The organism is Janthinobacterium sp. HH102, from assembly GCF_001758625.2.
GTDB lineage: Bacteria > Pseudomonadota > Gammaproteobacteria > Burkholderiales > Burkholderiaceae_D > Janthinobacterium.
The window spans coordinates 1,709,394-1,729,564 of sequence record NZ_CP062062.1 but is presented as its reverse complement, the minus strand read 5'-3'; the positions used below and the strand labels follow the sequence as shown (position 1 = coordinate 1,729,564).

Sequence of the window (20,171 nt, the reverse complement as noted above, 5' to 3'; positions counted from 1 at the left end):
AAAAGGCAAGCCCCTGAAACAGGAACTTGCCTTGAAAGACCGAGGAAGACCGGGCCTGACGCGGGTGCATCAGGCCGGATCGTCTTGCTTACAGCTTGCCGCGCAGGCCCAGATAGAAGGTACGGCCATTGCTGTAGAACGCGCGTGGCTGATCCTTGTTTTCGGCGTACATCTTGATGGTTTCGTTGGTCAGGTTAAGCGCATCGAACGTGATCGTGAAGTGCTCGTTGATCTTGTAGTTGAGCGAACCTGCCAGCGTGCTGCTGTCGTCGACGTGCTGGCTGGCGCCACGGTCCACGCCGGCCTTGTAGGCCGAGCGATAGTTGTAGGCCAGGCGCGCGCTAAAACCGTGTGCTTCGTAGAAAGCGGTCAGGTTATAGGTGTTTTTCGACGCGTTCAGCAATTCGCTGCCATCGTTCAGCTTGCCGTCGGCGTAGGTGTAGTTGGCCAGCACGCCGAAATCACCGAACACCGGTTGCTGATAGCTCAACTCGACGCCCTTGTTCTTGCCCTTGGTGTTGTAGGACTCGGTCACCTGGAACACCCTGTCAGCACCAACCTTGGTATTGAAATAGGTGGCGTTGACGTTACGTTGCGCCACGATCGAATTCAAATCCATGTAGAAGATGCCGGCCGAGACCGCCGATTTTGGCGCGAAATACCACTCGGCGCTGACTTCGGCATTGTTCGAACGCACAGGATTGAGGTTAATGTTGCCCTTGGTACCACTCAGGGAATCCTCATTCAGCGATACGGCGCCGCCCAACGCGCTATAGTCAGGGCGCGCAATGGTCTTGGCCAATGCCGCGCGCACAACGAGATCGTTGCGGACATCAAACTTGATGTTGGCGCTAGGCAGGAAGTCGTTATAGCTGCGATCATAAGTGTTTTGCGAGTAGGCGCCAAATGCGGAACCTGTGATCGGACCGCCGCTGGCATTCACCGTCGTGGACTGCTTGGTATGGACGGCGCGCACGCCGAAGTTACCGCTCCAGTTATCGCCGGTCAGATTGGCCATACCGTAGACTGCCTGGGTTTTTTCCTGCAGCTTGAATTCATCGCGCCAGTTGTGGCGAGCGACGCGGTCAGGATTGCGGTTGCCCGGAATCGCCGCCCATTTTGCCAGGGCATCGCCGTCATAGCGGAAATAGTTGGTAGGCAAATTGCCGCCCAGGTTGGAAGCGAAATTACCCGGATACTGCGTACCGTTCCAGATGGGGCCGGCACTGTCCAGACCTGTCGCGCCAGGACCCGTTTCAAATGGGTGCTCGGCGGTACGTTTATGGTCGGTGAAGCGTGCGCCAAACTTGATGGAATCCCAAATGCCGCTCGACAGGCGCAATTCGCCATCAATCTGGGTATACAGTTCCTTGTCGACCGACTGCGATTCCCCGCCACCGATCCACGCCGTACCCAATGGCGCCGTGGTCGTGCCGCCCGGATAGGAAACGGTAGCCGGACTCATGCCATTGAGCGCATAGTTCATACCGCCATCGACCTTGTTTTGGTAGTACACATCATCACGGTCGTAGCCCACGCCATGGGTCTTGCCCAGCTTGCCGGTGAAGGTCAGGTCCTTGCTGGCGCGGTACTTGAAGTTGAAGTCCAGATAGTACGTTTCACCGCCTGCGTCCGGGCGATAAATATTGTCGACCTCACCGGCATTCTTCGTGAAGTTCGCCGCCACGAGCGTATTATTGCGCACCGTGTAGGACGTCGGCACCATCCCCGCATTGATCGAGCCACTCGGCGCGGCTAGGTGGTTGGTATTCGAATGCGGCGCCTTCAATTGCGAATAGAATCCATTCAAATCCAGCGTCAGATCCTTATTCGGCTTGAACTCGATGTCAAACGCACCACCCTCGCGGGTTTTCTTTTGCTGGAAGAAACTCGCGCCTATGAAGGTAGGGGCCAGTACGCCCACCAGCTCAGGATGCGCCTGCGCAGCAGCCTTGTCGGCCGAAATCGCCGTGTAACCGAGGATTTCCTGGCCATCACGACGCACTTCCGACTTTTGCGAGAAACCCTGCACCATGATCCCCAGCGTATTGTCGTCGTTTTTCCAGTTCACCATACCGGAGAATTGCGGCTGGGTTTTCTCCGACAGGTCATTGTAGTTGGCCTGAATCGAGCCTTCAGCCGTAAGCTTGTTCTTGAACTCCAGGGGGCGGCGCGTGATCACGTCGATCGCACCGGACACGCCACCTTCCACCAGATCAGCGGTGGCGCTCTTTTTCACCACTACCGAGCTCACCAGCTCGGATGGCAGCAAGGAAAAACTGCTGCTGCGGCCCACGTTGCCGCCGAATTGGTTCAGCACGAACCAGTCGCCGGTGCTGATGGCGTGGCCGTTGAACAGGGTTTGCTGCAAGCTGGGGCTGGTGCCGCGCAGGCTGACGCGATCGTTTTCGCCGAAGCCGCCTTCGCCACCGGCAGACGATTGGGTATTCACACCTGGCAGGCGCTGGATCGCGTCAGCCACGTTACGGTCAGGCATCTTGCCGATATCTTCGGCCGTCACCACTTCCACCACGGAATCCGCATTACGTTTTTGCTTCAGCGATTTTTCCAGCGAGGCACGCACGCCGGTCACCGTCACCACGGTGGCCACGTCGTCGGCCGGCGCTTCCTGCGCCTGCGCCGATAAGGCCAGACCGGCGACCATCACGGCAACGGCCGCAGCGATCGGCGTACGGCTACGCGAACCGGATTTCACGACGGCAGCTGCAGGTGTCAAATTGCGTTTCATGTACTCCCCCTTGATTTAGGCTCCAGGATTGGAACCTTTTCATTTTTAACGTAGGTCTTCTTTCCAGCCCGCCTACTACTGCGGCATGCTGCAGACCCTTCGGCACAACCACTTACAAAACCAATTCAACGCCAATATACTACTATCCAATACCAGAACACTACCAGTTGCAACTTTTTTTTTATAACGTTGTTTGAATCACACAGACCACTTCAGCGAAATCAATTTGTAGCCCGTATGAGCGGGGTAAATACCAGCGAGGGCAGGCATAAATTGCCGCCCTGATAATTCAAATTGGTTTTATAACGGTCTTTTTTGGTATTATCCAGCGACATAAAACAGATACAGAGCGCGTCTGCAACGCGCCGTAACGGAGACCTTCAGCGTATGACAACCCTGGCTCACATCATGCAAGGCCTGGGGCAGACGAGTAGCCTGCCCCTGTACCAGCAACTGCAGCGCGCGCTGCGCGAAGCGATCGACAAGCGCATCCTCGGCCCCGACGAAGCCCTGCCGGCCGAGCGCCAGCTGGCCAGCGACCTGGCCGTCTCGCGCATCACCGTGCGCAAGGCCATCGATGGCCTCGTCAACGAAGGCTTGCTGGTGCGGCGCCCCGGCTCAGGCAATTTCATCAATACGCGCATCGAGAAAAACTTCGCCAAACTGACCTCTTTTTCGGAGGACATGCGGGCGCGCGGACGCACGCCGCGCAGTGTGTGGCTCAAGCGCGCAGAGGGCACCGTGACGCCGGAAGAGGCCTTGCGCCTGCGGCTGTCGCCGGGCGCGCCCGTGTACCGCTTCCACCGCATCCGCTATGCGGACGAAATACCGATGTGCCTGGAATACGCGACCATCGTCGCCAGTTGCCTGCCGGCGCTCGACGCCGTCGACGTGTCGATGTACGACGCGCTGGAACAGGCGGGCAACCGGCCCGTGCGCGCCCTGCAGCGCCTCAGCGCGCTGTTGCTGACGGGCGAGCAGGCCAGCCTGCTGCAGGCGGAGGAAGGCGACGCGGGCTTGTCGGTGGAAAGGCTGGGCTTTTTGCGCGATGGCCGCGCCGTGGAATTTTGCCGCTCCTACTTCCGCGGCGATATGTATGACTTCGTGGCTGAATTAAGTACCAATTAATACCAATCGCCGCATTTCACGAATACCAGATAACACCATTTATTGCAGTGCAATATATATGCCGCCATCACGCCTATTATATGCACGGCCATGGCGAATGAATCGGCGGCGATTATGTGACCTGCGTACGGAGAATATAAAAAGGGCTGCGCAATGCGTTTTTGCGCATTGCAGCAAAATCTGACTTTTCCCATCAGGAAGAAGGCATGGCGCGGCGTCCCGCACACAGCAGCATCACGCCCAGTGCCACGCAGAACCAGCCGAACAGCGGCCCCAGCCAGCCAGCCCAGGTGGCGACGGACGGGTGCGCCGGCAGCGGCGCCAGCAAGGTGCTGCCCGGCATGGCGCTGCTGGCCCGTTCCGCCAGCACGCGGCCATACGCGTCGCTGACCGTCAGTACCCCCTCGCGCGCCGCGCGCAGCACGGCATAACCGTTTTCCACGCCGCGCACCACCGTCATGCGCGCGCCCATCCAGCCGTCCAGCTGAAAATCCCAGGCCGGCACCAGCATCGCCTGCACCCCGGCCGCGCCATACGCCTGCCCCAGGGGCGCGAAATGCATGTCCTTGCAGATGGCCAGGCCCATGGCTTGCCCCGCCACCGGCTGCACGGCATACGCGCTGCCGGCAAGAAAATCGCGCTCGGGCGGCGCCAGGTGATGTTTTTGATAGCTGACGGGCGCGGCGCCATCGGGCGCGAACAGCCAGGCCAGGTTGCGCCGGCCGGCAGCATCCTGCACGCCGATACCCAGGGTAATCCACGCCCCCGTGCTGCGCGCCAGCGCCTGGAAACGCTGCCGCACGGCATCCGCCTGCGCGGGCGCCAGCACGGCTATCTTTTCCGGCAACAGCACCAGCCTGGCGCCCTGCCCGGCCAGTTGCACCACGTGGCGCGCGTACTGGTCCCAGACGGCTTGCGCGCGTGCCGGCGGCGTGGCCGGGCCGATGAAGTCGTCGATGGCCACCAGTCCCGCCAGTGGCCCGCTTGCTGCCGGTGCGCCGTGCACGCGCCAGGCGCCACCGCCAAACGCAGCCGCCAGCAGCAGCAACGTTGCCCCCGCCGCTGGTGCATACGCACGTCCGCCGGCCAGCAGCAAGGCCAGCGCGGACGGCGCCAGGCACAGCAGAAACAGCAGGCCAGGCACGCCGGCCAGGGCCGCTACCTGCAATATGGCAACATTGTCCGCTTGCGAATACGCAAGGCTGCCCCAGTTACCATCGGGCAGCAAGGCCGCCATCAGGGTATCGATAGCCACCCACAGCACGGGGTACGCCAGCACCGTCCACGACGCCCGGTAACGCAGCACGAGGCGCCGCGTGGCCAGCACTACCAGCAGCCACAGCAGTGCCTTGACGGTGATCACGGCCAGCACGGCCGGCAAGGGCATGAGCAGGCGAAAATAACTGAAGTTGTATGACAGACCCAGCACGGTGGCCAGGAAGGTCATCCAGGCCGCATCGCGGCGCGACGCGCGCAGGGCCAGCCACAGCACGGGCAACGGCGCGCACCAGGCCAGCGGGCCCAGCGGCTGCGGTCCCAGCACCCAGTACAGGGGCAGGCCCGCCGCCAGCGCGGCGGCGGTTTGCGACAGGCGACGGCGCAGCGCGGTGGTGCCGGCGAACAGGATGGGCGCAGACAAGGTATCGGGCATGCTCATGCTTTCAGGGGAAGCCAGATTTCCACGCCACCGACGCCGCTGGCGGGATCGAATTGCCGGTCGTAGCGTTCAAAGTCGGGCGCGTTGGCCACTTCCAGCCCCGACTGCGGCAGCCACTCGTTCCACACGGTATGCCAGGTGGCGCGGATGGTGGAAATGTGGCCGCGGTGATGAAACACGGCGTAGCGCTGCGGCGCGATGCGCAGCCGCGCCCAGCCGTCGGGAGCCTGGGAAAAGTCGGCCACCGCCATGGCGCACAGGTAGTCGAAATTGCCCGCGTCGTCATTGTTGCAGCACACGCCATACACGAGCTGGCCGGGCGCCACATGGGGCAGGAAGCGCTGCCACAGGGCGGGAATGCCGGCAGACGATTCCGCGCAATACCGCTCAACGAGGCCCGCCACCAGCAAGGCGGGGCCCTGCTCGAAACGGGGCGGCGCCAAAGGCACGCCCGGCGCCACATCCATTTTGATGGCGTCCACCAGCGCCAGGTTGGCGACGTGGCGCTGGGCCCGCACCGTTTCCGGCGTGACGTGGAACTGGTCGCGGAAGGCCCGCGTAAATGCCTCATGGGAACTGTAGCCGGCCTCCAGGGCGACGGCAAGGATGTCTTGCGCGCCCTGGGCCAGCGCGCGCGCCGCCTCGCTGAGCCGGCGCGCCCGCACATAGCGCATCACGGAGTGGCCCGTGGCCAGGCCGAACGCGCGCGTCAAATGACATGGCGAAGCGCCGCCCACGTGGGCGATATCGCCGAGCGAGAGATCGTCCGCATAATGCGATTCGATATACCAGAGTGCCTTGGCCAGATAGTGCATGAACGCTTCCCGTTGAACGAGCAGCGACTGTAGCATTTTCAGCAAGCCGTGGCTTGACCGGAATTGCGCAATACGCGCTTACTTTCTGGTGCGCTTTTCGTGGACCAGCTGGCCGCTGCTGATGCGCGCCAGCTCGGCCATTTCCTGGGCCAGGAAGGCCAGCAAGTCGTCGATGCTGACGACGCCGGAAAGCGCGCCCAGGCTGTTGACCACGGGCAGGCGGCGGATGCCGTTGACGCGCATGCGTTCGATGATGTCGTAGACGTCTTCGTCTTCGCTGGCGGTGAGCAGCTGCGCGCTCATGATGTCGCCCACCAGCAGGCTGGCGGGGTCGAGACCGAGGGCGATGACGGAAATAACGATATCGCGGTCGGTGAGGATGCCGATGGGGACGCGTTCGCCGTTCGGCTGTTCGGCCACGATCAGGTCGCCCACGTGGTGCTGGCGCATCAGCAGCGCGGCGTCTTGCACGCTGGTGTCACGCTGGCAATGGATGGTGTGCAGGGTACAGATGTCGCCGATGCGCATGTCGCCACTCCGTTTGAGGCAGAGTGTCCACGCTACGCCAGCCCGCCGTGGCGGGTTTGAGGCAAATCAATTGAAACGGTCTTACTTTTCTTCTGGGGGCGGCAAGAAGCAGGCTTCGACGATCTGCAGGTCGTTATCCTTGGCAAATTCGCGCACGAAGTGAAACGCCATCGGCTCGATCTCGCGCAGCTTGGTGTTGACCACCACCGACTTGACGCCATTGACGACGGTCGGGCGCACGTAGGGCGAATACTGGAGGTGCGCATTGCGCCCGCCGCCGTCGGGATTGAAACAGGACATCACTCCGCAAAGGCGCTCGGCCCAATCGCTGGGTCGGAATTGCTTGCCATTGCTGGTGAGACCAAGGATGAAGAACTCGTCTGAGAGTTCCCCTGTTTTTTGAGATAACTCGGCCATGTGGCTTGTCGGGACTGGATTGCGTGAATGGCCCCGGCGGGTAAGCCGGGCTGGTAGTCAACTACGTTTGCTGCGGTAAGCCAGTATTATATCTTATAGAAGACTTGGGTTCTACCTCGATGTGCCCTGACGATGCAAACAGGGGCCGGCACGCTTGCGCGCCAGCCCCTATTTTAACCTTGTTCCACGCGCAAGGCGCATGGATGGCGCATGTGCGCCCGCGTCAGCCGAGGAAAACGGCGCCCGACATCAACAGCAGCAACAGCATCCACAGCAGCAAGGCGCGCCAGACGAGGCCCACCGTGCTCTGCAAGGCGCGCGCGCCCGGCTCTTCGCCCGGCAGGATATCGCTTTCGCTGTCGCTGTCGTCGACGGCCATGTCGGGCGTGACGAGCACGCGCGCGGCCGTTTCCGCTGGCGTGCCCAGGCGTACGCCCATGGCGCCGCCGCCGGCCGTCAGGATGATGCCGATGGACTCGTCCTGCCAGCGCTGGGCGAAATTGCGCCAGGCGTAGATGGCGTCCTCGAAATTGCCGACCACGGCAAACGCCACGGCCGTCAGGCGCACGGGGATCCAGTCGATCCAGTAAAAGGCGCGCGCGGCGAACTGGCCGAACGCTTCATTGCGCATGTGCTCGGGCTCGTTCCAGGCGCGCGCCAGGTATTCGGCCACGCGGTACATCACGGCGCAGGCAGGACCCAGCGGCATGAGGAACCAGAAGAACACGCCAAACACATTGCGGTGCGTGGTGATCAGGGCTTTTTCCACGGCGATGCGGGCGATCTCGCTCGCTTCCATGCCCACCGTGTCAAGCTTGGTCCAGTCGGCCAGCAAGGTGCGCGCCGTCGCTTCGTCGCCGGCGCTCAGGGCCAGCTGGATCGAGGTGAAGTAATGACTGTAATGACGGAAGCCCAGGGTCAGGTAGACGATGAGGACGTTCCAGGCAAAGGCCAGCAGGGTCAGCTGGTAGTGGAGCAAGATCCAGTACACGCCCGCCGTCGGCACCATCAGCGCGCCGATCATGAGGAACCAGCCCATGCGGCCGTGGCTGGCGTGGCCGGCATTGAACCAGGTCTCCATGCGCATCGCCAGGCTCTTGATTTCGGCGTAGATCGGATTGTCCGCGCGCAAAGGTTTGAGCTGCTCGATCAGCAATGCGCAAAGTATGGAGAGAAATGTCATCAAACGTCCTTTTTGTCTTTTTCAGCAATACCGCAATGCCCGCTACGATAGCGCAGTGCCGTGCTGGAATCAAACTTATTACGTGCGCGGCGCCATTTTACGCGCGCAGCAGGTGAAACAGATTGCGCAGCATGCCGGCCGTGGCGCCCCAAATGTAGAAGCGCTCGTACGGCATGGCGTAGAACGAGCGCCGTCCGCCCGGCAATTCCACCGACAGGCGCTGATGGTTGAGGCCATCCATGAGGAAGGCCAGCGGCACTTCGAAGATTTCCGCCACTTCGGACGGGTCGGCGCGCAGTTCGAACGGCGGCGTTACCAGGCCCACCACGGGCGTGACCTGGTAGCCCGTGCCCGTCAGGTAGTCGGGCAGGCAGCCCAGCACTTCGATGTGCTCGCGCGCCAGGCCCACTTCTTCTTCCGTTTCGCGCAAGGCCGTGGCCACGGGCGAGCCATCGAACGGCTCGCTGCGACCGCCGGGAAAGCTGACCTGGCCCGCATGGCTGCTCAGGTGGTCCGTGCGCATGGTCAGCAAAATGGTCAAGCCCTGCGGCCGCTGCACCAGAGGAATGAGGACGGCGGCGCGCACGGGCACGGCGCGGGCGGAGAGGAAATCCTGGGTGATCTCGGGCTGCCAGTCAGGCTGTTCGGCCAGGCGCTGGCGCAGCCAGTCCGGCGTCAGGCGCACGGCGTCCAGCGCCGCCTCGCCGGCGATCGAATCGATGGCGAGTTGTTTTGGATCAAATGCGATGGTGGCCATGGCAGCTTATCCCATTAGCAATTCTAAATAAAAAAAGGGGCACCAATACGGTACCCCTTTTCCCAACGCAGACGCTGATATTACGCGCTTGCTTTCGCCACAACGCGGCGGTTTGGCAATTTTTCTTTGATACGCGCCGATTTACCCGAACGCTCACGCAGATAGTACAGCTTGGCGCGGCGAACATCACCACGGCGTTTCACTTCGATCGAAGCGATAAGCGGCGAGTACAGTTGGAACGTACGCTCAACGCCTTCGCCGGACGAGATCTTACGAACGATGAAGTTCGAGTTCAGGCCACGGTTACGACGGGAGATAACGACGCCTTCGTAAGCCTGGGCGCGCTTGCGCGTGCCTTCGACTACGTTGACGCTGACGATAACGGTATCGCCTGGTGCGAATTCAGGAATGGTTTTACCCAGACGAGCAATTTCTTCCTGCTCTAATTGTTGAATCAAGTCCATTTTTATAACTCCGAAAACCATCATGCCGGCGCACTGTGGATAGCAAGTATCCGCCCGGTAGAGGATGGGTAACACAATATGGGCAACATGCCCGGCACTACTGGCCACCCTGCCGGCCGTCCGGAGACGGCTTACAGGCTGGCCAAGAATTTTTCGTCGGTCTTGCTGAGCAAGCCGGCGGCGCGCGCACTGACCAGCAGGTCAGGCCGCTTTGTCGCGGTCGCTTCCAGCATGCGCTGGCGGCGCCACTTGACGATCTCGGCATGATTGCCACCCATCAAGACGGGCGGCACGGCCATGCCTTCGTATGTTTCCGGCCGCGTGTAGTGCGGCGAATCGAGCAAGCCATTGACGAAGCTGTCCTCGATGGCCGATGCCTCCGTGTTCAAGACACCGGGCAACAGGCGGATCACCGCATCCATCAGCGCCATGGCGGGCAATTCACCGCCCGACAGGACGAAGTCGCCCATGCTGATTTCCTCGTCGACGCAACGGTCCAGCAAACGCTGGTCCACGGCTTCATAGCGGCCACACAGGATCACCAGGCCAGGCTCGGCTTTCAGCTGCGTGACGCGCGCGTGCGTCAGCGGACGGCCTTGCGGCGACATGAACACCACGCGGGGCGCCGCCAGTCCCAATTCGGCCTGGCGTTGCTTGGCGGCATTAATTGTCGCTTCGAGGGGACGGGCCATCATCACCATGCCGGGGCCGCCGCCATACGGGCGGTCATCCACGGTACGGTGATTGTCGGTCGTGAAATCACGGGGATTCCACAAGGACAAGCCACATTTCCCCTGCTCGAAGGCGCGCCGGGTCACACCCGACTGCGTCAGCGCGGCAAACATTTCCGGGAACAGGGTCACGACATCAAATTGCATCGTTCACCATCCTGCAACGTTTGCCCGGCGCAAAGTCATGCGCAGGCGGTTTAATAATCGAGGCCCCAGTCGACCGTGATCTTGCTGGCAGCCTTGTCAACGTTAATGACAAACTGGCCAACAAACGGGATCAGGCGCTCAGGCGCCTTTTCAACGGTCTCATCGGCACTGGCGACGGGCGTAACGCGCAAGATCGACTGCGGACCATTGCTCATCATGTCGTGCACTGTGCCGAGGCACTCGCCTTGCAAATTCTCGACTGTCAGTCCGATCAGATCGGACCAATAAAACTCATCGGCCGACAGCGTCGGGAAATGGCTACGCGGAATTTGCACAGACACGCCTTTCAGCGCTTCTGCGGCATCCCGCCCGACCACACCCACCAGCTGGGCCACGACGTCGCCGCCGTGTAACTTCGCTTGCCTGACTTGAACATCATGCAAGGTCGGTTTATCAAACCACCAGGTTTTGACGCTTAATAATGCATCCGCATCGTCGGAGAAAGGAGTGATCCTGACCCCGCCAGCAATGCCATAAGCACCGGAGACATAGCCTACCTGTACCAGGTCATCGGGGACTTTCACCCCGGATGCAGTCTTGACCGTCAAACCAGTGATCTAATTAAGCTGCTGCTTTGTTGTTGCTGGCTACCAGGCGAGCAACGGTTGGCGACAATTGTGCGCCAACGCCTTGCCAGTAGGCCAGACGGTCTGCGGTGATACGCAGTGGAACTTCGCCACCTTGCGCCATCGGGTTGTAAAAACCGATACGCTCAATGAAGCGACCATCGCGGCGATTGCGCGAATCAGTAGCGACGATGTTGAAGAACGGGCGCTTCTTGGCGCCTCCACGAGCTAAACGAATAACGACCATAATATTTCCAAAAAGTGTGCTGAGGCGGAAAAAGCCGCAAATTATAGCGCGCTTTACCGCCAGGCAGCAAGCGTTATGATGACGGGCGTGTAATTTGGGCTAATCAAACATTATGACCAGTCAGGGCCGAAGACGCAATAGGCGTCTGCGTCTATCGTGCCGGCCATGGCTTGAACTCAGGCGAAATCATTGCATAAACGCCACAGGAAAGTGCTATCGTTGTGCGAGGCAATGACCGATACTGGCAATCTTTACTGATGAGCAACTCTGGAGTCCCATGACCACCGCTACCATTTTGCAACAGTCGCACAAGAACAAGGCATTCACCACCTTGCTGGCCTTTTTGCTGGGCACGCTGGGCGCGCACCGCTTCTACCTGCACGGCGCCAAAGACCGCTGGGGCTGGCTACACCTGGCCGCCCTGCCCGCCAGCGCGCTGCTGCATCAGCTGTTTCCCGAGGCGGACTGGTTTTATCAGATATTACCGCTGACCCTATCCGCCCTGGGCGGCTTCCTGGAAGCGCTGGTGCTGGGCCTGATGCCGGACGACAAGTGGGACGCCCGCTACAATGCCGCATCAAGCCGCGCGTCGGACACGGGCTGGCCCCTGGCCGTGGTGCTGGTCGCTACCTTGATGCTAGGCGCGGGCGTGCTGATCGCCACCATGGCGCGCCTGTTCGACTTGCTGTACACAGGCGGCGCCTACGGTTAATTTCCGCATGGAAATTACATCAATCCGTCGCCCCGCACGCACATGTAAGTGTTGGTAAGCAATCATGATTTTCCTCTATACTGCATTCACAATGCCGACATTACTGGCTCATTTAACACCCCCTAGGAGAAGATCATGATTCGTCGCCCACTCATCCTCGCAGTCGCCGTCACGGCCCTGTTCAGCACATCCGCCTTCGCGCAAAACCTGTCGCCGAAGGCGCAATACGCGTACGACACGAAGCAAGCCAACACCCGCTATGCGGACGACAAGAAATTGTGCGCAGAAGAAAGCAGCTCGAAAGCCCGCATGCAATGCCTGCGCGACGCCAAGGGCGAATACGACCAGGCCATCATCAATGCCAAGGCCGCGCAAAAGGCGGGCAACTCCTACGCCAGCCAGCCTTCCAAGCAGCCGCAGCATCAGATTTGCGCCGATTGCGGCAAGGTACTGGCAGTCAACGTTACTGAAAAAGCCGGTGAAGGCGGCGCACTGGGCATGATCGGCGGCGGCGTGGCCGGCGCCCTGCTGGGCCGCCAGGTCGGCGGCGGACGCGGCAAGGACCTGGCCACCCTGGCCGGCGCCGCTGGCGGCGCCTACGCGGGCAAGCAAGTCGAAGGCCACATGAAGAACGCCAAGACCTGGACCGTCACCGTGCAATACGAAACGGGCGCCAAAGCTGACTTCGCGTTTGACCAGGACCCTGGCCTGGCCGCTGGCGATTTGGTACGCAATTCCGGCAACGGCATCGCCCGCCGTTAAGAATGCAGAGTAAATCTGGGGTCAGTCCCTGTGGGATCGGAATGCGCGCCATTGGCGCACATTCCCCCGGCGGGTCTGACCCCGGCATTTGTCTTTGTGGTTAAAAAAAGCGCTGGAGAGCGATCTCCAGCGCTTTTTTTGCCTCTGCGGGCCTTCAGCACACTGCTGGGGTCAGACCCTCGCTAATGCCAACGTCAAACTCGGCGTTAGCGGACGAGGGGGGGGGGTCTGACCCCGGTTAAAACTGCTCTTCCGACAAGGCCATCACGCCGGCGCTGCCGTCGATGATGGTGGCGCGCAAGCCCGGTGCCTGAGACAGGATGTGGTCGGCAAAGAAGCGGGCCGTGGCGATTTTTGCCTTGTAGAACGATGCGTCGCCGCTGCCCTCTCCCAGCTTTTGCTGCGCCACGATGGCCGCGCGCGCCATTTGCCAGCCGCCCAGCACGATGCCGGCCAGCTTCAGGTAGGGCACGCTGCCCGCGAACACGGCCTTGATGTCCGTCTTCATGTTCGCCACCACATACTCGACCACGGCTTCCAGCGCGGCGCTGCCTTCGGCCAGGTGGCGCTGCATGGCCTGGAAGTCGGCGCCGGTCAGTTCGCCCAGCTGGGCTTCCGTAGCGCGCACCTGGGCGATGATGGCTTTTGCCACGGCGCCGCCGTCGCGCACCGTCTTGCGGCCCACGAGGTCGTTCGCCTGGATGGCCGTCGTGCCTTCGTAGATCGTCAGGATCTTGGCGTCACGGTAATGCTGGGCGGCACCCGTCTCTTCGATGAAACCCATGCCGCCGTGCACTTGCACGCCGTCGCGCGTGACGTCCTGCGACATTTCCGTGGCCCAGCCCTTGATCACGGGCACCAGGTATTCGTACGTCGCCAGACTTTCCGCGCGCACGTCGGCGTCCGGATGGTGGTGCGCCACGTCGCTGATGGCCGCGCCCACGTAGGCCAGCGCGCGCGCCGCCTCCGTCTGCGAGCGCATCGACATCAGCATGCGGCGCACGTCCGGGTGGTGGATGATGGAGACCGGACCAGGCGAGCCGGCCAGGTCGCGCGACTGCACGCGGTCCTTGGCGAACGCCACGGCCTGCTGGTAGGCGCGCTCGGCCAGGCCGATGCCTTGCAAGCCCACGCCGAAGCGGGCCGCGTTCATCATGATGAACATGTATTCGAGACCGCGGTTTTCCTCGCCCACCAGGGTGCCGATGGCGCCGCCGTGGTCGCCGAACTGCAGCACGGCCGTGGGACTGGCCTTGATGCCCAGTTTGTGCTCGATGGACACGCAGTGCGCGTCATTGCGCGCGCCGAGGCTGCCGTCCGCATTGACGAGGAATTTCGGCACGATGAACAGCGAAATGCCTTTCACACCGGCCGGTGCGTCCGGCGTGCGGGCCAGCACCAGGTGGACGATGTTTTCCGCCATGTCGTGCTCGCCGTACGTGATGAAAATCTTCGTGCCGAACACTTTATAGGTGCCATCGTCCTGCGGCACGGCGCGCGTGCGCACGGCGGCCAGGTCGGACCCCGCTTGCGGCTCAGTCAGGTTCATGGTGCCCGTCCACTTGCCGGAGACCAGGTTTTCCAGATACGTGGCCTTTTGCGCGTCACTGCCGGCCGTCAGCAGCGCTTCGATGGCGCCGTCCGACAGCAGGGCCACCAGGGCAAACGAGATGCTGGCCGAATTGAGCATTTCGATGCAGGGCGTGGCCAAGAGCTTGGGCAAGCCCTGGCCGCCAAACTCGGTCGGATGCTGCACGCCCTGCCAGCCCGCTTCGCCATACGCCTTGAACGCTTCCTTGAAGCCTTTCGAGGTCGTGACCTGGCCGTCGTGCCAGAAGCTCGGTTCCTTGTCGCTGGGGCCGTTCAAGGGGGCCACCACGCCGCCGCAGAACTTGGCGTTTTCTTCCAGCACGGCTTCGGCCGTGTCGGGCGTGGCGTCTTCGCAGCCAGGCAAAGTATGGATTTCGGCCAGGCCGGCCAGTTCGTTCATCACGAACAACATGTCTTTCAGCGGGGCTTGATAGCTCATCTATTTCTCCAAGAAAAAAGCCACGCGCGGCTCGCCGTGTGGGGCGGGCCGGCGTGGCTTCGTGATATACAAAACCTGAATGGGTAAGACTTAGCCCAGTTCTTTGACCAGTTGCGGCACGATCTCGAACAGATCGCCCACGATGCCGTAGTCGGCCACGGCAAAGATCGGCGCTTCCGGATCCTTGTTGATGGCGACGATGGTTTTCGAGTCTTTCATGCCGGCCAGATGCTGGATCGCGCCCGAGATACCGACGGCGATGTACAGCGATGGCGCGACGATCTTGCCCGTCTGGCCCACTTGCCAGTCGTTCGGCACGAAGCCGGCGTCGACGGCGGCGCGCGAAGCACCCATAGCGGCGCCCAGCTTGTCGGCCAGCGGTTCCAGGATGTGGAAGTTCTCGGCCGAACCCATGCCACGGCCGCCCGACACGATGATTTTCGCGGCGGTCAGTTCAGGACGGTCGGACTTGGCCAGTTCGCGGCCCACGAAGGCCGATTTGCCATTGTCGCCAACGGCAGCGACGGTTTCCGTGGCAGCCGAACCGCCGGTGGCGGCAGCGGCGTCGAAACCGGTGGTACGCACGGTGATGACCTTGACCTTGTCGCCAGATTGCACGGTGGCAATGGCGTTACCGGCGTAGATCGGGCGCTCGAAGGTGTCAGGCGAGTCGACCTTGGTGATTTCCGAGATTTGCGCTACGTCCAGCTTGGCGGCCACGCGCGGCAGGATGTTCTTGCCGTAGGCGGTGGCTGGCGCCAGGATGTGGCTGTAGTTGCCGGCGATGGCCAGCACTTGCTCGGCCACGTTTTCGGCCAGGCCGTCGGCAAAGTATGGCGCGTCGGCCACGATGACTTTCGTCACGCCGGCGATTTGCGCGGCGGCAGCGGCGGCAGCCGAGGCGTTCGAACCTGCGACCAGTACGTGCACGTCGCCGCCGCACTGGGCAGCTGCGGTCACGGTGTGGTGGGTGCTGCCCTTTAAGGTAGCGTTGTCGTGTTCAGCAATAACTAATGCGACCATGATATGTCCTGTAATTGTTCTGGAGTGACGGCAAAGCCGCTTAGATGACTTTGGCTTCGGTACGCAGCTTGGCGACCAGGGTGGCGACGTCCGGCACCTTGATGCCGGCCGAGCGCTTGGCTGGCTCGACGACTTTCAGGGTCTTCAGACGTGGCGCAACATCGACGCCCAGGTCTTCCGGCTTGACGGTCTCGAGCGGCTTTTTCTTTGCCTTCATGATGTTCGGCAAGGTCACATAGCGTGGCTCGTTCAGACGCAGGTCGGTGGTGATGATCGCTGGCAAGGTCAATGCCAGGGTTTCCAGGCCGCCGTCGACTTCGCGCGTGACGGTGACTTTGCCATCTTCCAGCACGACTTTCGAAGCGAACGTGGCTTGCGGCCAACCCAGCAGGGCAGCGAGCATCTGGCCCGTCTGGTTGCTGTCGTCATCGATCGCCTGCTTGCCCAGGATGATCAGTTGCGGCTGTTCTTTCTCGGCCAGGGACTTGACCAGCTTGGCCACGGCCAGCGGTTCCAGGTCGGTCGTCGTTTCCACCAGGATGCCGCGGTCGGCGCCGATGGCCATGGCCGTGCGCAGGGTTTCCTGGCACTGCGTCACGCCGCAGGAGATGGCGACCACTTCAGTGACCTTGCCGGCTTCTTTCAGGCGCATCGCTTCTTCCAGCGCGATCTCATCGAAAGGGTTCATCGACATTTTGACGTTGGCGGTATCGACGCCAGTGCCGTCACTCTTGACGCGGACTTTGACGTTATAGTCGACCACGCGTTTGACGGGTACCAAGACTTTCATAGCTATGCCTTTGGGAAATTATAAAAATGACGGATCAAGTGCTGATTGTGCGTTCGATTATAAGAGAAATTTGAATCCTGAACCGAATTTAAGCACGATCGTGCGATTTTTTGTTAGAGCAATCCATCTAAACTGTCCAGCTTCGGGAATTTCAAGGGGGTCCGCCGCTACGCTGCAGGGCAGCAAAAGGGCTGGTTCGGGAAGGAAAACCAGGCCGCGCCACGGCGGCCCCGGCTGGCAGAATTATTTGCGTTGCATCAGGAAGACGAATTCGGTACCCGTCTGCACGTGCGACAGCAGGGCATTGCCCGTTTGCTTGGCGAAAGCCTGGAAGTCGCGCACGGAACCGGGATCGGTTGCCATGATGCGCAGCACTTCCCCGCTCTGCAGCTCTGACAAAGCCTTTTTCGCCTTCAGAATCGGCAACGGGCAATTCAAGCCCCGCGCGTCGAGTTCTTTGTGAAATTCCATAATCTCGGTATCAAGTAGTGTGTCGCTCATCATCAATATCCCACCATTGTTTTGTTGTACTGATTTTCGACATACTACTCTAAATCAGGGGCATTGACGCGCTGCACCAAAATAGTTCATCGGCTGTTGTGGTGTCACAACGAGATTCCACACGGCAAAACGGCCCGCAAACACCGTCTGCGGGCCGTTTTCAAGGGGCTGTGGGGCGAAAACCCCGCATGCCTTCTAGCTTACGCCTTATTTTGCGCGTTCGCCGACCCAGGCCGGCACGCCGGCCAGGGCGTTCGCCAGGCCGCTCGGATCGGTGCCGCCAGCCTGCGCCATATCGGGGCGTCCGCCGCCTTTTCCGCCCACTTGCTGTGCAACGAAGTTCACCAGCTCGCCCGCTTTGACCTTGGAAGTCGCGTCCGCCGTCACGCCGGCGATCAGGCTGACCTTGCCGTCGGCCACGCTGGCCAGCACGATGGCGGCCGTTTTCAGCTTGTCCTTCAGCTTGTCCATGGTTTCGCGCAGACGGGCCACGTCGGCGCCTTCCAGCACGGCCGCCAGCACCTTGATGCCGTTGACATCGACGGCTTGCGTGACCAGCTCATCGCCCTGGCCCGACGCCAGTTTCGATTTCAGCGCGGCCAGTTCCTTTTCCAGCGCCTTCACGTGGTCCTGCACCTGGACGATGCGGGCCGTCAGTTCTTCCGGCTGCGCCTTCAGGGCGCTGGCCGCTTCGACGAGGCGGCGGTTGATGGTTTGCACCAGCGCCAGCGCGCCCTCGCCCGTCACCGCTTCCACGCGGCGGATGCCAGCGGCTACGCCGCTTTCGCCGATGATCTTGAACAGGCCGATGTCGCCCGTGCGCTGCACGTGGACGCCGCCGCACAGCTCTTTCGAGCTGCCGATGTCGAGCACGCGCACTTCGTCGCCGTACTTCTCGCCAAACAGTGCCATTGCGCCATGCTTGACGGCATCGTCAAACGACATCAAATGGGCTTGCGTGGCGCGGTTTTCCAGGATTTCCTTGTTGACGATCGTTTCCACGGCGGCGATCTGCTCCGCCGTCATCGGCGCATTGTGGCTGAAGTCGAAACGGGTTTTATCTGGGTCGACCAGCGAACCCTTTTGCGCCACGTGGCTGCCCAGCACTTCGCGCAAGGCCTTGTGCATCAGGTGCGTGGCCGAGTGGTTGCGGATGGTGCGCGCGCGCTTGGCCGTATCGACTTCGGCCGAGACAGCGTCGCCCACCTTCAGCACACCCGATTCGAGCACGCCGTGGTGGCCGAACACGTCGGCCTGGATTTTCAGCGTATCGCTGACGGCAAAGCTGCCCGCGCCCGAGGCGATCACGCCCTGGTCGCCCACCTGGCCGCCCGATTCCGCGTAGAACGGCGTGGTGTCGAGCACGACGATGCCCGCTTCACCGGCTTTCAGTTCCTGCACGGGCGTGCCGGCCGCGTACAGCGCGACGACTTTGCTGCTGAACGTCAACTGGTCGTAGCCGACGAATTTGTTTTTCTCGCCCGTGTACTCGACCTTGCTGTCCTTGTGCGTCTTGCCGCCCTTGCGCGACAGTTCCTGGCTTTCTTTCAGGGCTGCGTCGTAGCCCACCTGGTCGAAGGTGATGTTGCGTTCGCGGCAGATGTCGGCCGTCAGGTCCGGCGGGAAGCCGTAGGTTTCGTACAAAGTAAAAGCGGTGGCGCCGTCGATGCCCGTAGCATCCTTGGCCAGCTGCGCTTCCAGCACTTTCATGCCCGTTTCCAGGGTTTCGCCGAAACGCTCTTCCTCGGCCTTGAGCATGTTGGCGACGTTGTCCTTCGCTTCTTCCAGCTCGGGATAGGCGCCGCCCATCTCGATGGCGAGATCGGCCACCAGCTTGTAGAAGAACGGTTTCGTCTGGCCCAGCTTGTGGCCATGGCGCAGGGCGCGGCGGATGATGCGGCGCAAGACATACGCGCGGCCTTCGCTGCCCGGAATGATGCCGTCGACGATCATGAAGGCGGCGGCGCGGATGTGGTCGGCGATCACGCGCAGCGACTTGTTTTCCAGGTCCGTGGCGCCCGTTTCGCGCGCGGCAGCCTTGATCAGGTGCTGGAACAGGTCGATTTCATAGTTCGAATGCACGTGCTGCAGCACGGCGGCCAGGCGCTCCATGCCCATGCCCGTGTCGACGCACGGCTTCGGCAGCTTGTGCATGACGCCCGCTTCGTCGCGGTTGAACTGCATGAACACCAGGTTCCAGATTTCAATGAAGCGGTCGCCATCTTCGTCAGGCGAGCCCGGCGGGCCGCCAGGAATGTCGGCGCCGTGGTCGTAGAAGATTTCCGTACATGGACCGCATGGGCCCGTATCAGCCATCTGCCAGAAATTGTCGGACGCGTAGCGCGAACCCTTGTTGTCGCCGATGCGGATGATGCGCTCGACAGGCACGCCGATTTCCTTGGCCCAGATGTCGTACGCTTCGTCATCTTCGATGTACACGGTGACCGTCAGCTTGTCAGCAGGCAAGCCGTACACCTTGGTCAGCAGTTCCCACGCGTACTGGATCGCGTCGCGCTTGAAATAGTCGCCGAAGCTGAAATTGCCCAGCATTTCAAAGAACGTATGGTGGCGCGCCGTATAGCCGACGTTTTCCAGATCGTTGTGCTTGCCGCCGGCGCGCACGCAGCGCTGCACGGAGGTGGCGCGCGTGTACGGACGGCTGTCCGTGCCCGTAAACACATCCTTGAACTGCACCATGCCGCTGTTCGTCAACAGCAAGGTCGGATCGTTGCCTGGCACCAGGGAGCTGGAACGGACGATGGAATGGCCCTTGGACTCGAAAAATTTGAGGAACTTGTCGCGGATTTCAGTTGATTTCATGTTTTTTTGGCAAAGAGTGGCGGCAGCTTTAAAGGGAAGATTATACGTGATATGGGGTGCGGCATTGACGGCCGGCACGGGCATT

19 protein-coding genes are annotated in these 20,171 nt (G+C 61.4%); 3 read left to right on the top strand and 16 right to left on the bottom strand.

Going from position 1 to position 20,171, the window contains the following annotated elements:
- Positions 1 to 88: 88 nt before the first annotated feature.
- Positions 89 to 2,749 (bottom strand): TonB-dependent receptor, encoded by a 2,661-nt coding sequence (locus tag JAB4_RS07765; protein ID WP_070221846.1) that lies wholly within the window; start codon positions 2,747 to 2,749, stop codon positions 89 to 91.
- Positions 2,750 to 3,136: 387 nt separating this feature from the next.
- On the opposite strand from JAB4_RS07765, the gene JAB4_RS07760 reads away from it, so the two are divergent.
- The gene (locus tag JAB4_RS07760) at positions 3,137 to 3,877 is read left to right on the top strand and encodes a GntR family transcriptional regulator (RefSeq protein WP_070221847.1); all 741 of its coding nucleotides are present in this window, start codon (positions 3,137 to 3,139) and stop codon (positions 3,875 to 3,877) included.
- 193 nt (positions 3,878 to 4,070) lie between these two features.
- Here JAB4_RS07760 and JAB4_RS07755 read toward each other — a convergent pair whose 3' ends face one another.
- The 10 genes from JAB4_RS07755 to rpsP all read right to left on the bottom strand — a co-directional run bounded on the left by JAB4_RS07755 (position 4,071) and on the right by rpsP (position 11,449).
- Positions 4,071 to 5,534 carry a carbon-nitrogen hydrolase family protein gene (locus JAB4_RS07755; protein WP_083287161.1) on the bottom strand — a complete coding sequence of 488 codons (1,464 nt, stop codon included), beginning with the start codon at positions 5,532 to 5,534 and terminating at the stop codon, positions 4,071 to 4,073.
- Positions 5,531 to 6,349, bottom strand: coding sequence for an AraC family transcriptional regulator (locus tag JAB4_RS07750; RefSeq protein WP_070221848.1), 819 nt, complete (start codon positions 6,347 to 6,349; stop codon positions 5,531 to 5,533). Before JAB4_RS07750 ends, JAB4_RS07755 begins: the two co-directional genes overlap by 4 nt.
- A gap of 78 nt (positions 6,350 to 6,427) precedes the next feature.
- Positions 6,428 to 6,877: a CBS domain-containing protein gene (locus JAB4_RS07745; protein ID WP_070221849.1), complete on the bottom strand. Its 450-nt coding sequence runs from the start codon at positions 6,875 to 6,877 to the stop codon at positions 6,428 to 6,430.
- 81 nt (positions 6,878 to 6,958) lie between these two features.
- The gene (locus JAB4_RS07740) at positions 6,959 to 7,294 is read right to left on the bottom strand and encodes a DUF3579 domain-containing protein (RefSeq protein ID WP_070221850.1); all 336 of its coding nucleotides are present in this window, start codon (positions 7,292 to 7,294) and stop codon (positions 6,959 to 6,961) included.
- Positions 7,295 to 7,517: 223 nt separating this feature from the next.
- Positions 7,518 to 8,477, bottom strand: coding sequence for a CobD/CbiB family protein (locus JAB4_RS07735; protein WP_070221851.1), 960 nt, complete (start codon positions 8,475 to 8,477; stop codon positions 7,518 to 7,520).
- 97 nt (positions 8,478 to 8,574) lie between these two features.
- Positions 8,575 to 9,234: a CoA pyrophosphatase gene (locus JAB4_RS07730; RefSeq protein WP_070221852.1), complete on the bottom strand. Its 660-nt coding sequence runs from the start codon at positions 9,232 to 9,234 to the stop codon at positions 8,575 to 8,577.
- 80 nt (positions 9,235 to 9,314) lie between these two features.
- Positions 9,315 to 9,698, bottom strand: coding sequence for a 50S ribosomal protein L19 (gene rplS / locus JAB4_RS07725; RefSeq protein ID WP_010395528.1), 384 nt, complete (start codon positions 9,696 to 9,698; stop codon positions 9,315 to 9,317).
- Between the two features lie 131 nt (positions 9,699 to 9,829).
- Positions 9,830 to 10,576, bottom strand: coding sequence for a tRNA (guanosine(37)-N1)-methyltransferase TrmD (gene trmD / locus JAB4_RS07720; RefSeq protein WP_070221853.1), 747 nt, complete (start codon positions 10,574 to 10,576; stop codon positions 9,830 to 9,832).
- Between the two features lie 50 nt (positions 10,577 to 10,626).
- On the bottom strand, positions 10,627 to 11,184 hold the full coding sequence (gene rimM / locus JAB4_RS07715) for a ribosome maturation factor RimM (protein WP_070221854.1): 558 nt from the start codon (positions 11,182 to 11,184) through the stop codon (positions 10,627 to 10,629).
- A gap of 13 nt (positions 11,185 to 11,197) precedes the next feature.
- Complete coding sequence (gene rpsP, locus JAB4_RS07710; protein WP_010395524.1) at positions 11,198 to 11,449, bottom strand: 30S ribosomal protein S16; 252 nt, start codon at positions 11,447 to 11,449, stop codon at positions 11,198 to 11,200.
- 277 nt (positions 11,450 to 11,726) lie between these two features.
- Here rpsP and JAB4_RS07705 point away from each other — a divergent pair, with 277 nt between their 5' ends.
- Together JAB4_RS07705 and JAB4_RS07700 are read left to right on the top strand one after the other, a co-directional pair.
- Complete coding sequence (locus tag JAB4_RS07705) at positions 11,727 to 12,161, top strand: NINE protein (RefSeq protein ID WP_070221855.1); 435 nt, start codon at positions 11,727 to 11,729, stop codon at positions 12,159 to 12,161.
- A gap of 135 nt (positions 12,162 to 12,296) precedes the next feature.
- Positions 12,297 to 12,923: a glycine zipper 2TM domain-containing protein gene (locus tag JAB4_RS07700; RefSeq protein ID WP_070221856.1), complete on the top strand. Its 627-nt coding sequence runs from the start codon at positions 12,297 to 12,299 to the stop codon at positions 12,921 to 12,923.
- Positions 12,924 to 13,161: 238 nt separating this feature from the next.
- Here the strand turns inward: JAB4_RS07700 and JAB4_RS07695 are convergent, their stop codons facing one another.
- From JAB4_RS07695 to alaS, 5 genes are all read right to left on the bottom strand, one after another.
- A complete protein-coding gene (locus JAB4_RS07695) occupies positions 13,162 to 14,952 on the bottom strand; it encodes an acyl-CoA dehydrogenase (protein ID WP_070221857.1) in 1,791 nt (596 codons plus the stop codon).
- Positions 14,953 to 15,042: 90 nt separating this feature from the next.
- Entirely contained in the window at positions 15,043 to 15,975 is a 933-nt protein-coding gene (locus JAB4_RS07690) for an FAD-binding protein (protein ID WP_070221858.1), read from the bottom strand.
- Between the two features lie 40 nt (positions 15,976 to 16,015).
- Positions 16,016 to 16,765 (bottom strand): electron transfer flavoprotein subunit beta/FixA family protein, encoded by a 750-nt coding sequence (locus JAB4_RS07685; protein WP_070221859.1) that lies wholly within the window; start codon positions 16,763 to 16,765, stop codon positions 16,016 to 16,018.
- 243 nt (positions 16,766 to 17,008) lie between these two features.
- Entirely contained in the window at positions 17,009 to 17,236 is a 228-nt protein-coding gene (locus tag JAB4_RS07680; protein ID WP_010395510.1) for a sulfurtransferase TusA family protein, read from the bottom strand.
- Between the two features lie 237 nt (positions 17,237 to 17,473).
- On the bottom strand, positions 17,474 to 20,086 hold the full coding sequence (gene alaS / locus JAB4_RS07675; protein WP_070221860.1) for an alanine--tRNA ligase: 2,613 nt from the start codon (positions 20,084 to 20,086) through the stop codon (positions 17,474 to 17,476).
- Between the last annotated feature and the right edge of the window lie 85 nt (positions 20,087 to 20,171).

Excerpts from the sequence above, each read along its gene's own strand:
- JAB4_RS07690 (WP_070221858.1), bottom strand. The coding sequence starts at position 15,975 with ATGGTCGCATTAGTTATTGCTGAACACGACAACGCTACCTTAAAGGGC.
- JAB4_RS07730 (WP_070221852.1), bottom strand. The coding sequence starts at position 9,234 with ATGGCCACCATCGCATTTGATCCAAAACAACTCGCCATCGATTCGATC.
- rplS (WP_010395528.1), bottom strand. The coding sequence starts at position 9,698 with ATGGACTTGATTCAACAATTAGAGCAGGAAGAAATTGCTCGTCTGGGT.
- JAB4_RS07680 (WP_010395510.1), bottom strand. The coding sequence starts at position 17,236 with ATGGAATTTCACAAAGAACTCGACGCGCGGGGCTTGAATTGCCCGTTG.
- JAB4_RS07760 (WP_070221847.1), top strand. The coding sequence starts at position 3,137 with ATGACAACCCTGGCTCACATCATGCAAGGCCTGGGGCAGACGAGTAGC.
- JAB4_RS07685 (WP_070221859.1), bottom strand. The coding sequence starts at position 16,765 with ATGAAAGTCTTGGTACCCGTCAAACGCGTGGTCGACTATAACGTCAAA.
- rpsP (WP_010395524.1), bottom strand. The coding sequence starts at position 11,449 with ATGGTCGTTATTCGTTTAGCTCGTGGAGGCGCCAAGAAGCGCCCGTTC.
- JAB4_RS07740 (WP_070221850.1), bottom strand. The coding sequence starts at position 7,294 with ATGGCCGAGTTATCTCAAAAAACAGGGGAACTCTCAGACGAGTTCTTC.
- JAB4_RS07745 (WP_070221849.1), bottom strand. The coding sequence starts at position 6,877 with ATGCGCATCGGCGACATCTGTACCCTGCACACCATCCATTGCCAGCGT.
- JAB4_RS07765 (WP_070221846.1), bottom strand. The coding sequence starts at position 2,749 with ATGAAACGCAATTTGACACCTGCAGCTGCCGTCGTGAAATCCGGTTCG.
- JAB4_RS07700 (WP_070221856.1), top strand. The coding sequence starts at position 12,297 with ATGATTCGTCGCCCACTCATCCTCGCAGTCGCCGTCACGGCCCTGTTC.
- trmD (WP_070221853.1), bottom strand. The coding sequence starts at position 10,576 with ATGCAATTTGATGTCGTGACCCTGTTCCCGGAAATGTTTGCCGCGCTG.
- JAB4_RS07750 (WP_070221848.1), bottom strand. The coding sequence starts at position 6,349 with ATGCACTATCTGGCCAAGGCACTCTGGTATATCGAATCGCATTATGCG.
- alaS (WP_070221860.1), bottom strand. The coding sequence starts at position 20,086 with ATGAAATCAACTGAAATCCGCGACAAGTTCCTCAAATTTTTCGAGTCC.
- JAB4_RS07695 (WP_070221857.1), bottom strand. The coding sequence starts at position 14,952 with ATGAGCTATCAAGCCCCGCTGAAAGACATGTTGTTCGTGATGAACGAA.
- JAB4_RS07735 (WP_070221851.1), bottom strand. The coding sequence starts at position 8,477 with ATGACATTTCTCTCCATACTTTGCGCATTGCTGATCGAGCAGCTCAAA.
- JAB4_RS07705 (WP_070221855.1), top strand. The coding sequence starts at position 11,727 with ATGACCACCGCTACCATTTTGCAACAGTCGCACAAGAACAAGGCATTC.
- JAB4_RS07755 (WP_083287161.1), bottom strand. The coding sequence starts at position 5,534 with ATGAGCATGCCCGATACCTTGTCTGCGCCCATCCTGTTCGCCGGCACC.